The organism is Mucilaginibacter sp. PAMB04168 (assembly GCF_039634365.2).
In the GTDB taxonomy this organism is placed as follows: domain Bacteria; phylum Bacteroidota; class Bacteroidia; order Sphingobacteriales; family Sphingobacteriaceae; genus Mucilaginibacter.
This window is the reverse complement of record NZ_CP155079.2, coordinates 2,104,503-2,120,561: the sequence shown is the minus strand read 5'-3', so window position 1 is coordinate 2,120,561 and position 16,059 is coordinate 2,104,503. Positions and strand designations below refer to the sequence as shown.

Annotated in this window: 11 protein-coding genes; 1 reads left to right on the top strand and 10 read right to left on the bottom strand. The window is 43.3% G+C overall.

What is annotated here, in order from left to right:
* Positions 1-345: 345 nt before the first annotated feature.
* The 3 genes from ABDD94_RS09105 to ABDD94_RS09095 form a co-directional block, all read right to left on the bottom strand.
* Positions 346-690 carry a hypothetical protein gene (locus ABDD94_RS09105; RefSeq protein ID WP_345955603.1) on the bottom strand — a complete coding sequence of 115 codons (345 nt, stop codon included), beginning with the start codon at positions 688-690 and terminating at the stop codon, positions 346-348.
* A gap of 238 nt (positions 691-928) precedes the next feature.
* Positions 929-2,014 carry a GAF domain-containing protein gene (locus ABDD94_RS09100; protein WP_345955602.1) on the bottom strand — a complete coding sequence of 362 codons (1,086 nt, stop codon included), beginning with the start codon at positions 2,012-2,014 and terminating at the stop codon, positions 929-931.
* Positions 2,015-2,061: 47 nt separating this feature from the next.
* A complete protein-coding gene (locus tag ABDD94_RS09095) occupies positions 2,062-3,198 on the bottom strand; it encodes a GAF domain-containing protein (RefSeq protein WP_345955601.1) in 1,137 nt (378 codons plus the stop codon).
* A gap of 316 nt (positions 3,199-3,514) precedes the next feature.
* On the opposite strand from ABDD94_RS09095, the gene ABDD94_RS09090 reads away from it, so the two are divergent.
* Complete coding sequence (locus ABDD94_RS09090) at positions 3,515-5,059, top strand: MASE3 domain-containing protein (RefSeq protein WP_345955600.1); 1,545 nt, start codon at positions 3,515-3,517, stop codon at positions 5,057-5,059.
* Between the two features lie 484 nt (positions 5,060-5,543).
* On the opposite strand, the gene ABDD94_RS09085 is transcribed toward ABDD94_RS09090, so the two are convergent.
* From ABDD94_RS09085 to ABDD94_RS09055, 7 genes are all read right to left on the bottom strand, one after another.
* Entirely contained in the window at positions 5,544-6,359 is an 816-nt protein-coding gene (locus tag ABDD94_RS09085; protein WP_345955599.1) for a polysaccharide lyase family 7 protein, read from the bottom strand.
* Positions 6,360-6,424: 65 nt separating this feature from the next.
* On the bottom strand, positions 6,425-8,005 hold the full coding sequence (locus ABDD94_RS09080; protein ID WP_345955598.1) for a hypothetical protein: 1,581 nt from the start codon (positions 8,003-8,005) through the stop codon (positions 6,425-6,427).
* Between the two features lie 18 nt (positions 8,006-8,023).
* Complete coding sequence (locus ABDD94_RS09075; protein ID WP_345955597.1) at positions 8,024-9,622, bottom strand: RagB/SusD family nutrient uptake outer membrane protein; 1,599 nt, start codon at positions 9,620-9,622, stop codon at positions 8,024-8,026.
* A 10-nt stretch (positions 9,623-9,632) separates the two neighbouring features.
* Positions 9,633-12,884 (bottom strand): TonB-dependent receptor, encoded by a 3,252-nt coding sequence (locus tag ABDD94_RS09070; protein ID WP_345955596.1) that lies wholly within the window; start codon positions 12,882-12,884, stop codon positions 9,633-9,635.
* 225 nt (positions 12,885-13,109) lie between these two features.
* The gene (locus tag ABDD94_RS09065; protein ID WP_345947946.1) at positions 13,110-13,862 is read right to left on the bottom strand and encodes an SDR family oxidoreductase; all 753 of its coding nucleotides are present in this window, start codon (positions 13,860-13,862) and stop codon (positions 13,110-13,112) included.
* A gap of 8 nt (positions 13,863-13,870) precedes the next feature.
* Entirely contained in the window at positions 13,871-15,157 is a 1,287-nt protein-coding gene (locus ABDD94_RS09060; RefSeq protein ID WP_345955595.1) for an MFS transporter, read from the bottom strand.
* Between the two features lie 11 nt (positions 15,158-15,168).
* A complete protein-coding gene (locus tag ABDD94_RS09055; protein ID WP_345955594.1) occupies positions 15,169-16,059 on the bottom strand; it encodes an alpha/beta hydrolase in 891 nt (296 codons plus the stop codon).

Here is a 16,059-nt window from a genome sequence, read left to right as displayed (position 1 = left end):
TTTATTAATCAATTACTTATAAATCAAAACAAAGCATAAAAAATCACCATTTTTTAACCTCCTAAACTTCACATTATAAAGCTGTTATAAACAAAAACATTCGGAATATTTATGCTTTTTGTTACCATTTTACTGTAACATACAAGTTTGCTGGTTGAACGGCACCTACAGCCTCGCATCCCCCTGGGCATTATTTTTGTTCCGTATCTCCCAGACGCGATTTTTGTTTGTACCGAGAGATGGCCTTGCGTAGCTGGCTTAAAAGTTAGCTACTTTATTAAGGTTATGTAGATATAGTATCATTTACGTCATCAATTCCTTTGTTTCGAATTCCTGTTTTATTCGCTACCACTCATCAAAAAGCCGCGATAAATTTAAGGTAATGTTGATGGTATAAGGATATAGAACGCCAACTTGATTTAATACATGTCCTTCCATAGGCCAGGAGTAATGTTCAATTTGAATACTATCAATTTGATAAGGTTTGTCTGCAACTTCTACCTGATCCCCGCTGGAGATTTGGCCAATGTCATGCGGATGAATGTGGGATTTATACGCGTTTAAGTCAGAAGTGCAAAAGACGATTTCTTCTTCACTCACAAACATAAACCTCATAGCTGCGGTGGTTTTGGTCGTGTCTATCATGCTGCCAATTATTTTGAATAATTTTTTTGATTGGAAACCCTTCATTTTGCTGAAAGTTTTAAACTTTCGTATTAACGCAAAAGGATTAAGCAGATTTTTCGGGGCATTATGCCTGGCATACCCTAGAAAGCACTAAGGACAAGATGCTTGATTACTTTGTGATGATGCATTGAAAAGACAGCATTAAACTGATTTGAAGCTGCTTTTTAGCGCAATAAAAAAAGAGGCGCCTTCAAGAACTTTATGTAATTGCAGGTAGTAAATATTCCTTATGAATGTGTTATTAGATATCAGTGAAATTTACCACCTCTGCTATCTTGGCATCAATCAGCTCAATTTCTTTTTTCATTACTTTTAATAAAGGATATGCTTCGGCATAGCCATCCATACTGAGCAAATCTATTAAACCCTTGATGGTTGCTACCGGCCTGCGGAACTCGTGGGATTGAATATAAGCTATACGGTCCAATTGTACCTGTTGATCCACTACCGCTTGTTGCCTAAATACTCTCTCCGTAATATCTGTAGAATTATACGAAATGCCGATGATGTTTCCATCAGCATCCCTCGCGGGGTCATAAGTCAGCATACACCAAACGGAATGGCCGGCAAAGTCTAGCAGGCGTTCCCGCTTAATACTCTCCCCGGCTAATGCCCGGCTACAATTTTCCATAAAATCGGCCATGTAAACCTCGTTGATGAATTGCTTCACATCCATTCCCTCTTTCATGTCTACTCCGTAGGCTTTGCGGATAAACAAGGTCACCGCCTTATTATAGGCCAGTACACGGAAATTCCGGTCCAATAATAAATGACTGCTCGCCGTACTCTCAAAAAATGAGCGCATAATCAGCTCCGTACGTTTAGCCTCCAGATACTGCAATTTGAGAAAATGGAGATTGCTTTCAAATTCCAATAACTGAATTACCTGCCCGGCCAAATTTTCCAGCATTTCCTGTTGCAGCGGTGTCATTGCTCCGGGTTTTTGATCAATCACACATAAACTTCCTAAACGATGTCCATCATGAGTGGTTAGAGGCGCCCCGGCATAAAAACGAATTCCGGCTTTCCTGGTCACTGCCGAATAATCTTGTAGCCTTGAGTCTAAACGGGCATCCGGTACAACCATCACGTGATCACTCTCAAGCACGTAATGACAAAAGGACTCATCCCGCCCGGAGTTGGGCTTAAAATTACCGTTCTCCAAAACGAATTCCGTATCTTCTCCAATTAACGTGATCAAACCACTCGGCGTACCACAGATGTCGGCGGCGAGCTGCGTAATTTCGTTAAACTCTTCCTGCTTATTGATTTGAATTTTCAGAAAGCGGTGAACCGCTTCTAGTCGGTTAAGTTCTCTTTGCGGCATTGGGGATTGAAGATATTATGATATTGCTGATCATGTTACAGCTAACGCTATTGTTTAAAATTATTGAGTACCACATGTGTCTTCTCCGCCAATTCCTGAAATGCTTGTTCCAGCAAATGAAATTCGGTTAAGTGATCTGGGTAACCCTGCAGTTTCAGTCCGGCCATGGCATCTCTGGCAGCATTTAACGGCTGATGCAATTCTGTTGACAGAATATGGTTAATTTTCTGAAAAGACTCTTCCTGCATCATCCCCTTTTTTTCATGCTGTACGGTTTGGGTAATATCGGTAGCGCAATAGGACACGCCGGTTATATTGCCTTCCTGATTGAGGGTCGGTTCGTAGCTAATGTACCAGAAAAGGTCCCCCTCCGGCGAGTTAACCCGACTTTTCGCCCGCACATTATCCCCAGTCAGCGCCTTATTGCAATTCCGGGTAAACTCATCTACAAAACCAGGATTTACATAATCAACAATGTTTACACCTTCCGAAATTGGCATCCCGTAATTGTTCTTCATAATTTCAGACAGCGCTTTATTGAAAGATACCACCCTTAAATCCCGGTCCAGCAGCAGGTGACAAGAACTGGAGCTCTCAAAAAAAGAGCGCAGCTTGGTTTCTTCCGCCCGGGTTTGATGATACTGCTCATTAAGTACGCCGATACTGGCTTCAAACTCCAAGAGCCGGGTCACTTGTTTAGCCATGCGATGAAGCAGCTTTTTTTGAATATCCGTCAATTCTTTAGGTTTAAGATCATACACACATAATGTACCCATATGCTGGTCATCATGTGTAATCAAGGGGGAACCTGCGTAAAATCGGAGGCCGGGCTCTCCTACGGCAAAAGGGTTATGCATTACCCGCTTATCCGCAAGGATGTCAGGTATTACTAAAAGCTGTTTTTGTACGATGGCATGCTGGCAAATGGTATCCTGTAAGGGAACTTCGCGGATGTCCGTACCGACGCTGAACTTTATGTACTGCGCTTCGCCATCCATAATAGTGATCATGGCAATCGGCGAACCAGAGATTTTGCCTGCTAGTTCAACGATTTGCTGAAGATCCTGTTCTTTGCTGATCTTGAGATTCAAATAACGGCTAACCGTACGTAATCTTGCATTTTCTTTCTCTAGCATAACCTGTTTGCTTACTTTCGGAGTACAATAATCGGATTGCTTTTCCATATTGTTGCGCTGACTTCCGAAATGTTATATCACTGTGATAAAAATTGAATATTGTTTAAATCTTACTAACCTACACGTAAATTTTTGCGGGTCATCAACACAAACAGACCGCTGTCTCTATCCTAAATGATTGCACAGTGCAACCTGATGTTATGTAAAAACAACTAGTTTAGCGGTACTGGACTACATATACGTGTTTCTTGTTTTATTGGTTGTGCTAAGCTTGTATGTTCATAACCGGAGAAGCATAGCGGCGATTTCTTATTTGTAGCGAAAGAAATTCATTAAATTGGCGCTCTATTAATTTGAACAAGATTTGAAAGCCCTAATTGCTTTTTTGAAAGCGAACTACCGTACGCTTTTTTCTGTCTCCGTGCTGGCTGCGGTGTTTTACTGCAGTATTCTCCAAAATTACCTGCTCTTCCACACCATCGTTGAACTGTTTTCTATCGTAGTGGCTTTTGCTGTCTTTATTGTTGCCTGGAACACCCGCAACATGCAGGACAATCCCTATCTGCGTTTTGTTGGTATTGCTTACATTGCCATCGCTGCACTCGACCTGTTGCACACGCTTACTTTCAAAGGCATGAATATTATTCCTGCCAACGAACGGTATTATGCCAATCAATTTTGGGTAGCAACCCGGCTGCTGGAAGCTTTAACATTTGTAGCCGGATTCTATTTCATTAATTACCGCAAACGGATCAGCGCTGATCTGATTTTTTTAAGTTATTTTGTACTAACCCTGCTAATTACGCTTTCTATTCTGGTATACAAAAACTTTCCAAGATGTTACCTCGACGGGTTAGGCCAAACCCCTTTTAAGATCTATGCCGAATACTTTATCATCGCCATACTATTTGTTGCCGGTTGGCTGCTTTTCCAATACCGGCAGCATTTTAGCAGTCAGGCGTATCGCCTTTTGTCTTTTTCACTTTTCTTTACCGTAATCAGTGAATTTTGCTTTACGCTGTATGTTTCCAATTACAGCACAGCCAATGAAATTGGCCATTATGCTAAGTTGATCGCATTTTTTTTAATATACAAAGCAAACGTTGAATCAGGTTTTTTAAATCCAACGGGCACAATATTCAGGGGCCTGAAAGAGGATGAACAAAAGTACCGCACGCTTGCCCAGAACGTTCCGGAGCTTGAGGACAAAAATGCCATGAAAGATAAGCTGTTTTCCATCATTGCCCATGACCTCAAAAACCCATTTACTTCTATGCTTTCTTTCAGCGAGATGATCTCTAAAAATGCAGATCGGATGGAAATTGAAAAGGTTAAGCGGATGGGGCAGCGAATTAATGAATCGGGCAAGCAGGCTTTCGTGTTGCTGGAAAATCTACTAAACTGGTCCCGCGTGCAAAGTGGTTTGATGAAGCCTAACTTTCAACAGGTACTTATTGACGATATTTATAAAGATGCGCTGACTTTTGCATCACCAGCAGCAGAAGCCAAAAGTATCCGGCTGATCGTTAAACAAACGGACGAACTGACTGTGTTCGCCGACCGGCTGATGATAGACACTGTTTTACGCAATTTACTCTCTAATGCTATCAAATTTACCCACCACGGTGGTATAATCGAAATCAACGGCGCATTAATGAATAATGAAGTTACCATTGCTGTGCAGGACTCGGGCGTAGGAATTGAGCCGGCGTTGCAGGAAGAAATACTCGAGATCAGTGCAAGACACACCACTAACGGTACAGACAACGAAAAAGGCACGGGACTGGGACTGGTGCTGTGTAAAGAGTTTGTCGAACTTAATAACGGCCGTATATGGCTCGAAAGCAAGGTAGGTCAGGGAACAACGATCTATTTTTCTTTACCTACACCAAAGAACCTTAACAGATAAACAATCTGACAGGTTTCTATTTAAAATCGATTTATTCCTGGAGATAAAGGCTGATAGAAACAGCCCCCATACGTTCATCTTGTGCTAGTTGAAAATATTCCAAAGTCTCGGATCAGCATGTAGCACGGCACAACAGAGCTGCTGACATCCGATACGCCGGAGACAACGGTCTTGTCGCAAATGATTGAGCAAGGTAAGGGTGTCATTATTAAAATCTCTTCAGTTACAGGCAGGAGGCTCTTAAGAGTTTTAGCCGGTTTATTTTTTCCATCCGCGTAAGGGCATCTCCATGTTAGGCTGCCTCCGAGCAAATTACACCTCCCTTTTTAGTACATCGTCAATTGTGCGCTTTTTACCACCGGTTACGATATTTGTAAGGTCCTCCAGCAAAAGCGTACAAATTTTAATGTGCCATGCACCGTCCTTGTTTATTAGCGGCTAATTAACGAAGTGTAGCTTTACTATAGTGGCATCAATCTAATCTTCATTTCGTTTCCGCCGTTTTTATTCCTTCATGCTTTACCCAAACGCTATAAATCTCAACCTCTCCATAAGCATTGCACGACTCGCCATCTGTTTTTTTGTTGCCTTTGCAAGATGATTGCACATATGCACCTGCTTTAAAGTAGGCATCGTTAAAAACAATATCAAACGTACTTTTCAAAAGGTCGTTGTAATAACATTTAACGGTGTTATTATTTACGACCATTTTCACGGTGAAACGTGTGCCCAAAATGTAGTTTTCATCGAGCACCTCTCTGGCACCACCGTTTACTGACACCAAAAGCTTCTTATCTTCAATTCTGAAGAATATCACATACTTGTTAGCATCATGTATTTGCCCTACAACCATGTGCTTTCGCACATCGGGTAAGTGAGTTATGCGCTGATCAATGAACAGCGTATGGGTACCTTCGGCCGATGACCAGGCTGCCGGCTTTTTCCCCCCGTCCGTCATTTCACGTAATTCCGACCGAGGAAAGTTGGATCCACTGGTGGTAGCGCCGCCTGCATTAGCCCTAAAGGCTACCGCATTGTTGGCTCTGCTTGTAAAAAAATAGTCGGGATTGCTATACGTGTTAAGCACCGGTTGTTTTATTTCATCAGGGTTTACGGAGGCATCTGTGTTTATGGGCAACGTAAGCTTCCAGTTAGTAAGGTCCAACACCTCTCCGGGTAACTTAGCATTTTCAGGTGCGGGCCCCTGTGGGCTATACGCATTTCTTGTAGGCTGCACTGCGTATTTGCTGCAGGTTAAAGCCGAAAGCAAAATACCCAAGGCGCAGATATATATTTTCATATTATATATTTAAAATTAGAATGAATTGGCCGCCACCTTTATGGGAGCGGCCAGTTCATTCCAATCTATTTTTGAACAAGTATATCAAACTTTACAGTTGATGTGCCAGCACTCGAAACAGCTTCCTTAGCACGTATAAGTGCATTTTTGTAAGTGATGCCGTTAGCGTCGGGGATACGTAAATAAATTAAGTAGGCATTGGTAGTGTTAAACACACTGGTGGTGGCCGCCGCAGTTGCATCAAAACGAGCACTGCTGCCTGTGGGTGCTACAATGCCGTTCGCGGTAAAAAAGGCATCATCCAGCGCATCAATTGAACCTGCATTGTATTGTGCATAAATATTATCAACGCCTGTACTTCCGGGCACCAACACCCTAAAACGGGTAGCCCTGAAATTTGACGCATTACCGATGACCCACGACGAACCATTACATTTGAAGTTGGAGGCCACGTTGGTAGTATTGGTAGGACTATAAAATGCCGGACCGGTACCGGTACCATAAAAAAGGAACGACATGGTAGATTCACTTGCATTTAAATCGCAATTGCCTTTGGTTGTTCCATTATCAACAAAGAAAATGGTGCTGGTACCCGTGGTTTGAGCATTCATGAATACGTCCCGGTAAAGTTCAGTTTTGTAGGTGATATTAAGCGGTATAACTTTCTCAGTTTGCAAATCATCAGTATCAAATGCTATAAGTTTAATGTTCGTAGCACGCCTCCGAAAAGTGTAATTGTAGTTTAAAGTATAATTTAAGCTTCCGTTCAAATTGCTTATGCTGCTTACCAATACATACGCGCCCTGATAATCGTCATAAATATCGATTCTTTTTAATCCGGTTACCGATGTAATACTGCCGGTAATGGCTGTAGTGCCTGTAAGATTAGGTGTTATACTGGCTGCAAAGTTAGAAAAGTTAGGCTTAAACGCTGCTAAATCAACCGGCATGTTAATGATGGTTTCATTAGTTTGGTTGTAAATATCCGTAGCAACTACTTTAATGTGCTGTGCAGCTTTCCGGTATTTGTAAGCATAGTTAAGCGTATATGTTTTGGCGCCGTTTAAATCGTTTAGGCTTCCCGCCAGCTCATAGGTATTTTCCACTTTTGAGTCGTCATATATATCTACTTGCTTTAGACCATAATTAGAGGTAATAGTACCCGTAATGGCTGTGTTACCGCCATTTAAATTAGCGGTAATGCTGGCTGGGAAATTGGTTAACTGCGGTAAAGCCGGATCGAAGTAAGTTATTTTGATGAGGCCTTGTATGCTGCTGTTATCCGTTTGTTTGGCCATAATTTTAACGCCGGTGGCCTTACTCATGTTATTAACCGGAAAAGAAGATAACGGTATGTTTAACGTATAGTTAGTTGGGTTATCGGCCGTGTTATCAGTTACATAAATAAGTGAATCGGTTGCATTGGCACGAATGAGGTAACAATACACGAAACGTATACCTGCCGATGATGTTAACTGCCCGCCAATAGTGGCAGCTGGCGCAAAGTTTTTGGTGGCACGGTTAAAGGTATAATCATCGGCCGTAAAGCTGCTGCTGCCACTACCTGCTATCTTATCCTTTTTGCAGGATAGCATAACCGCGCATGCGCTCAGCATAAATAATATAGGTTTTAAAAATCTTTTCATATCCTTAAAGTTTACCGGTTAGTAGCCTGGATTTTGCGGAATACTGATTTCGTTATTAGTATCAATTTCGCGCTGCGGTATGGGCAGTAAAAGCTTTTGCGTATTCACATTAGCCTGTAAGGTTGTCAGCGGAATGGTTGGCGTATACCTGCCGTAATGCGATGTATATTCTGATGCATAGTAAGCCTGCATAACAGCAACCGCCTGCCCGGTACGCACCAAATCAAAAAACCGCTGGTTCTCAAAAGCCAGTTCTAACCGGCGTTCATCAAGCAAAGCCGTTATAAAGGCGGCTTGTGTGGTTATAGCTGCTGTACCTGTTGCCGGATATTTATAAAAAGCTGCTGTAAAGCTGCCGGTAGTATAATTACCTGCCCCTGCCCTTTCACGTATCTGGTTAATAATCCCTACCGAAGTACCGGCCGAACCATCAAAACCTGTAGCCTCTGCTTTGAGCAACAATACGTCAGAAAAGCGGATAATCGGAAAGTCGTTCTCAGCATCATTTTTTACCAGCACTTTTGATATAAACTTATTAACGTAATATGGGGTGGTACTACCCGCATAGGTACCAATAGTTACTGGCTTACGCGCGTCGCTGAAGCTGGTGTTTGATATTCTAAATGCAGAATTTAGGTTTGTAGTTGGATAATTAAAGCCGCTACCATCGCCATTTACAATGGCATCGCCGCTGCTAGCCGGTGCAAAAGTATTGGCCATTGAATTGCCTAAGCCTACCAAACCAGCTTTGAAGCGTACCGTAAATAGTATTTCACGGTTCATTTCGTTGCTTATTGAAAACACGTTAGCATAATTAGTTTCCAGGCCATAACCGCTGTTGCTAATCACATCATTAAGCAGGGCCAATGCATCAGCGGGGCGCGGCACAGGTAAGGTTAAATATACCTTGGCCAGTAAAGCTTTAGCCGACCAGGCATTAGCGCGACCTACATCTGCAGATGGAATTTGACCATATTTATTAGCAGGCAGCAAACTGGCGGCTCCCTCTAAATCAGCTATAATCAATTTATAGCAATCCTCAACCGATGAACGGTTAACCTGCTTTGAAGCTGCAGGTTCGAGCGGTTGCGTTACTAAAAAAACGCCACCAAACAGGCGTACTAAATTAAAGTAATGATAAGCCCTTAAAAACAGCGCCTGCCCTGCAAGTTGCGACTTTTGTGCCGCTGTAACATTGGCCGTAGGCTGGCCGTAATTTAACTGTCCGTTTTGGTACGTTACGCCCAAGCTGCGCAATACATAATTGATGTTCCGGATATTTTTATAAACGCTCAGCCAATAGTTGTATATCTGCTGGTGCTGTGCACTTGCTGTATACATATTAAGCTGGTTAAGTTCCACGTTTGCATTAGTAGTACTGCTTACCGAACGCTGCTTAGCGTTATCGCTGCGTAATTCGGTTAGCATCCATTCATACAAAAGTGGTTCTTGCATGCCGTTGTAACAACCGGATAACGCGTTGTTTACCTCGGTGTTGTTACGGTAGTATTCTGATGCTACCTCATTCGAAATAGGATCCACATCCACAATTTTTTGGCAGGATGACAGGCCATCCAATAAGAAAAGTGTGATGGTTATATATAGTAATTTTTTCATAGCCCACTCATTAAAAATTGACATCTAAACCAAAAGTGATAGTACGGTTTACCGGAAAGCCACCCCGCTGATAACCCGATACCACGGGTGACGAATACGCTGCAGAGACCATGCGCGCCTCAGGATTAATACCCCGGTATGATTTACCAGCTACAAAAAACACGTTATCGGCAGCGGCATACAAGCGTACATTATTAAATTTCACCCGCTTAAGCCAGGTACGTGGCAATGTATAGCCAATTATTACGTTACGTAAAAATGCGTATGAAGCACTTTCAACCGCATAATCCGTTAGTAGCAGGTCGGCGGCTATACCATTGGTAAAGTAAGGAGTTTTGCCATCGCCCGGGTTAGCAGCGCTTACCCACCGGTTGTCTGTAAAGTTGCGGTTAAGCTTTTTACTTTCGTTATAAAACAGGTCGCCGTTTACTAACTTTCCGCCCTGCGATCCCTGCATAATTAGAGTTAAATCAATACCCTTAAACTTAAAGCTATTGGTTATACCCCACGTAAAATCAGGAAAAGGATTGCCAATAACGGTACGGTCGTTAATATCGATCTTATTGTCGCCGTTTAAATCTTTAAGCTTTAAACCTCCGGGCTGAAAGTAACTTTGCAGTATGGAAGTCTGTCCACTGGCCAGTGCTGCGTCTACATCAGCCTGAGAAAGCCACACACCGTCTGACTGGTAGCCGTAAAATTGTACATAAGGCGAACCAACTATAGTGGCATAAATTTCGTTACGCTCGCCGTAATTATACTGGTAAGGCTCGCCACCCAGTTTTAACAGTTTGTTGCGGTTTACGGAAATATTGAAGGATGTTGTCCAGTAAAATTTTTTACCATTAATATTGGTTGAGCTAAACTCGGCCTCAAAACCTTCATTTTTGATGCTGCCATTATTGTTATAAAACACGTTTGATCCGGTGAAAGACTGTGTGCCTTGTTGTAACAGCAATTTATTGGTTCGCGAATTATAATAGTCTAACGTTAAGGTGAATTTATTTTTCATAAAACCCATATCCAAACCAATATCAGTGGAGTTGGTGGTTTCCCAGGTTATTCCGGGGCCAAAGGTTACCGGGTTATTAGGCGACTGTCCTTGTACTACAGTTCCGGTACCTTCGCCAAATGAATAAGTAGATTTAAACAACAAGTCGAGGTATGAAAAATCGGCAATACGGTTGTTGCCTGTTACGCCATAACTCGCACGGGCTTTTAAACTGCTTAGCCAGTTAGCTGTTTTGCTCATAAACTTCTCGTTGCTCAATACCCATCCGGCTGATACTGCCGGAAACCATCCTGTACGGCTTCCTGCATTAAACTTAGAGCTGGCATCGGCGCGTAAGCTGGCCGAGAAAAGATACTTGTTAGCATAATCATAATTTACGCGGCCTAAGTATGACACCAGCCCAATCGGAGTTTTGGTGGTGTAGGTGTTTAGCTGGTCAATAACCGATGCCTGCGCCAATGTGGTAAAGTCGTCAGACGGAGAATTGGAACCTACGATGCTCGATCCATCAATTGTTGTTTTTTGAACGGTATAACCTAACAAACCGGTAATACTGTGCTTCTTGAAACTTTGTGTATAGTTCAGTGTGTTTTCCCATAAATAATCGATAGTACGCGAGGTTACAATACTGCCAGAGTTTACGTCACCATCTTTGCGTGCATTGCTCTTGGTAAAAATGTCATTTTCCACACTGCGGTAATAGCCGCTTAAGGCCGATTTAAATACCAGTGCTCTACTAAATCTGTAGTTTAAATCTGTACTGCCTTGCAGGCGGTAAAAGGTAGCATACCGGTTTTCGCGTGCAGCTATAGATATAGGCGTATTATTGGTTGATGAAAATGGCGCTACGGTGCCCGGGCTGGTGTAAAAAGAACCATCGGGCATGGTGCCTGCGTAAACCAGGTTAGTAAAATGACGGGCTTGTGCATAGTCGCCAGCTCTAACACCAGCCCATTGCGCATTCTGATTTACAAAGGCCGAAGAAAAATCGGTATGGTAAACGGGAATGAACGACAGAAAACGATAATAATCGGTAAAGTTTACGGCCGGTGTTTGTGTTTTAGTATAGGTTGGATTCAGGCTTACATTTAAGCTTAGCTTAGAACTTAAATTTGCATCCACATTAACCTTAAAGTTACCTCGTTGATTCTCACTGTACTTCATAATACCTTGGTCTTGCTGCACGTTACCCGAAACATAATAACGCAAATCTTTTTTGCCGCCCGAAACGCTGGCCTGTATATTATAAATAGATGCATCGCGCAGGGCTGCCTTTTGCCAGTCGGTTGCTACACCGGTAATTTGATTTTCGATAATGTAGGCTGCACGCTCGTTAGCAGTAATGAGGTTTTGCGAAGCAGTAGGCACAGTTGGATCACTAGCGCGCTGCCGGGCCTCGTTAAACATCAGCTCGGTATACTCGGTTGTATTCATGATGGGATGCAGTTTGTAAGCGTCCTTAATACCGTAGTAAGTTTTGATGCTGTAACGTGGCCTGTCAGCAACACCTTTTTTGGTGGTTACCAAAATAACGCCATTAGCACCACGCGAACCATAAATGGCCGATGATGCTGCGTCCTTCAGCACCTCAAGCGACTCCACATCCTGCGGACTAACATAAGCCAGGCCATCTTCAATGGGATGGCCGTCAACCACTACCAAGGGTGATGCATTTGCACTAATGGAACTGGCCCCACGAATACGCAGTGTAGGTTCTGACCCTGCTTCCGAACTGTTTATTTGTACGGTTAATCCGGCCAGCTTGCCAATCAATGCATTATCAAGGCGGGAAGTTGGCAGTTCGTCCAGTCTATCGGTTTTCAGTTTGGCAACCGCACCGGTTAAGTTAGATTTCTTGATGGTGCCGTAGCCTATTACCACCACATCATCTAAAGTACCCTTATCGGCTATCAGGGTTGCATTTATGGTTTTTTGGTTGTTAACCTTTACTTCTAAAGTTTTGAAGCCAATAAGGCTAAAAACCAGGGTGCCGTTTTCGGGCACACTATTAATTTTGTACTCGCCCTGTACGGTAGTTGAGGTGCCTATGCGCGTACCTTTTACCATTACGGTAACGCCAGCTAGTATTTCGCCCTGTTCATCAACCACTTTACCTTTGACGCCAATGTTAAAATTAGCAGCGGGTTTGGTTTCACTGGCAAATACCTGTACACAACACAGGGTTACAACCAGCCACAACGTAGCTAAACTTTTACCCCTGCATTTAAATAGTAAATTTCTTCTCACCATTTTAATCAGTTTATTAGGTTAATAATTAGTTTGCAGTGGTTAGCTGCAGCACAATGTTCAATTTGTGCGTGCATTTAAGCGCTGGGACGGCTTAAATGACTTGGTTTATAAGGTTTGTCCCCGGTTATTGGGAACAGATTGTTTGGGTTTAGGTTACTGCCGGCTTTACGCCGGCTTGGTTTATGGCCAGTACATAAAAGTATTTTAAGTACTGGCCGGATGTTTTTAAGAAAAGGCTAAGCCACCGTTTATATCGATGTTGTTTCCGCTTAAAAAAGATGAATTTTCAGACGCCAGGTAGGCTACCAGATCAGCTACCTCCTGTGCGCTACCTTCGCGGCGTAACGCAGTGGCGTTGCTAATGTTGGTTCGTACCTGCGGGGTACTGAAGGTATCATGAAAAGTGGTTGAAATAACGCCCGGAGCCAGCGCATTAACCCTTATACCCTGCGGGCCCAGCTCTTTAGCCAGTGAGCGGGTGTAGGTCATTACGGCACCTTTAGCAGCAGCATAGGCACTTGCGCCAGGCCCGCCACCATCGCGTGCTGCAAGTGACGAAAAGTTGATGATAGATGAGCCGGCAGGCATAAAAGGCACAGCGGCTTTAGTAGCCAGGTACACCGATTTAAAATTCAGATCAACCACAAAGTCAAAGAAATCTTCATCCATTTCCACAATTTTTTTGCGGCCTACCAGGCCACCAGCCACGTTAACTAAAATGTGTATTTCTTGGCCGTAGGCTTCTTTAGTTTTTTCAATTAAGTTGTTCGCATCAGCCATTTTGGTCATATCGCCATGCACCAAAATGCCCTGGCCTCCTTCTGCTTCAATTATCGACAGCGTTTCTTTAGCCGAATCTTCGCTATCAAAATAATTAATCACCACTTTTGCCCCTTCACGAGCCAACTGGCATGATATAGCCCGGCCAATATCTCTGGCCCCACCCGTAACTACGGCAACTTTGTTTTGTAAACGCATGATTTGATTTAATTAGAATTAATATTTTTTGAGTTCATGAAATTTATAGCGAGCCAGGCCAACGGAACTAAAACCGCCCCCAGTACAAAAAAAGACACATAGCTGGTTTGTGTAATAACCGGTACAGCCCAGGTAGTAAAGAGAGTTCCTACCACAGCTGCCGTACCGCCCATACCAGCAACGGTACCCACATTTTTACCATTAAAGTAATCGCTTGGCAGGGTTTGAAGGTTGCCGATTAAAAACTGGAAGCCAAATAAAACTGTACCAATTAAGGCCATGGCCAGTGATGGTTTCTCCTTTAACGTACTTAAGGTTGCCAGTATGCCAATTAAGCCAATCAGCATAAAAATGCAGCCTATGGTAACAGCTCGCTTACGTGCCCGGCTTGCCTCGGTGCCTTGTTTAATTAACCTTGATGAATAAAAGCCGCCCAGCAGACTGCCAATAGCAGCACACAGGTAAGGGAACCAGGTAAAGGCGCCTATCTGTTTAATGTCAAACATAAATTGCTCTTTTAAAAATGTAGGCAACCAGGTTACAAACAGCCACCAAACCGGATCAATAAAAAAGCGACCTAATATAATGCCCCAGGTGCTGCGGTATTGTAACAACTGCAACCAGCTTAACACCACTGTATTTTGCGTTGCACCAGCCACAATGCTTTCAGACGATAAGATATGCTCCTGTTCTTCGGATGTTATCCACCTGTGTTTATCGGGTGTGTTTTTGTTGATGATGAGCCAAGGCAGTAACCAAATAAGCCCTAGGCCCCCTATCATGAAAAACGTTGTTTTCCACCCAAAAGCCACAAATAGTATGGCTATTACAGGTGCAGATATAACCGAGCCTAATGATGCGCCTGCACCAAAAATGCCTTGTGCAATAGCCCGCTCCTTAGCCGGAAACCATTCAGCGTTACTTTTAGTGGCACCAGGCCAATTACCGGCTTCAAAAAAGCCGAGGAAAAACCTGAATATGTTGAATGAAAATATAGACCGTGCCAGCGCATGCAAGGCAATGGATACACTCCAGCCAGCTATGGATACCGCCATGCCCAGGCGTGTACCTACGGCATCCATCAGTTTGCCGGTAAATGTTTGGCCTAAGGCGTAAGCCAACATAAAAAAGGTAGTAATTAAGGCCAGTGTGCTTTTGTTATCAACATCGGCTATGCCAAACTCGTGGTATATGTAAGGCCACATAATGTTAATGGCGCTACGGTCAATGTAATTAATAACCGTGGCCAGTCCAATAAGCGCAATAATAAACCAGCGTAAACCTTTAACTTTCATCAATTTATGGTTTATTGGTGTACACCAACACTTTTCAGGAATTCCATAATCTGGGCGTTAAGCTCAGTTTTCTTTTCGGGTGTAAACTTGCCATGCTGGCCACCCGCAACAGTCACAAACTGCGATTTTACGCCCATGTCCTGATACTTTTTGTACAGAATTACCGATTGTTCATAAGGTACCACCGGATCGGCATCGCCGTGTACAATAATGGTTGGCGGGCTGCTCTTTTTAACGTAAGTAATAGGCGATATCGATTCGGCAAAGCCTTTTTCTTTAGCCCTGTCTCCAAGCCACTGGATAGCCGACTTGCTGGTTTTATGCGGACCATAAGCCCAGTCGCTTACATCGGCAATGCCATATTGATCTATAATAGCGGCAACCTTAATGGTTTTAGTGGTTTTGCAGTTAGTGTCAAATTTATGGTCGTTTTCCAGCAAGCCGCCCATTAAGGCCAGGTGTGCCCCCGCTGATCCACCCATGATGACAATTTTGTTAACATCTATATTCAGTTCCTTGGCGTGCTCAACAATATAAATCAGTGCACACCGCACATCCTCAATAGCCGCCGGTGCAGGTGCTGCTTGCGATAAGCGGTATTCCACATTAGCTACAGCATAACCTTTTTTAAAAAAGGCATTCCAGCCCGATTGATCTTCTTTCCGCCCTTTGTTCCAACCGCCGCCGTGAATGTTAATCACTACCGGAGACGGGGCTTTATCTTTAGGTGCCAGGTATAAATCCATGCGTCCATCCCACCCATTTACCTTAGTATACACCACATCAATCTGCGATGTATAGCCGGCAGGCGTTTTTATAACTTTCGGCACGGCAGCACTGTCTTGTGCTTTTGCTGCAACACACATAAGTGCCAGTAATGCCACGATGTATATTCTTCTCAT

Bases quoted from the DNA above. Each gene is read 5' to 3' on its own strand.
- ABDD94_RS09105 (WP_345955603.1), bottom strand. From the start codon at position 690: ATGAAGGGTTTCCAATCAAAAAAATTATTCAAAATAATTGGCAGCATG.
- ABDD94_RS09100 (WP_345955602.1), bottom strand. From the start codon at position 2,014: ATGCCGCAAAGAGAACTTAACCGACTAGAAGCGGTTCACCGCTTTCTG.
- ABDD94_RS09095 (WP_345955601.1), bottom strand. From the start codon at position 3,198: ATGGAAAAGCAATCCGATTATTGTACTCCGAAAGTAAGCAAACAGGTT.
- ABDD94_RS09085 (WP_345955599.1), bottom strand. From the start codon at position 6,359: ATGAAAATATATATCTGCGCCTTGGGTATTTTGCTTTCGGCTTTAACC.
- ABDD94_RS09080 (WP_345955598.1), bottom strand. From the start codon at position 8,005: ATGAAAAGATTTTTAAAACCTATATTATTTATGCTGAGCGCATGCGCG.
- ABDD94_RS09075 (WP_345955597.1), bottom strand. From the start codon at position 9,622: ATGAAAAAATTACTATATATAACCATCACACTTTTCTTATTGGATGGC.
- ABDD94_RS09070 (WP_345955596.1), bottom strand. From the start codon at position 12,884: ATGGTGAGAAGAAATTTACTATTTAAATGCAGGGGTAAAAGTTTAGCT.
- ABDD94_RS09065 (WP_345947946.1), bottom strand. From the start codon at position 13,862: ATGCGTTTACAAAACAAAGTTGCCGTAGTTACGGGTGGGGCCAGAGAT.
- ABDD94_RS09060 (WP_345955595.1), bottom strand. From the start codon at position 15,157: ATGAAAGTTAAAGGTTTACGCTGGTTTATTATTGCGCTTATTGGACTG.
- ABDD94_RS09055 (WP_345955594.1), bottom strand. From the start codon at position 16,059: ATGAGAAGAATATACATCGTGGCATTACTGGCACTTATGTGTGTTGCA.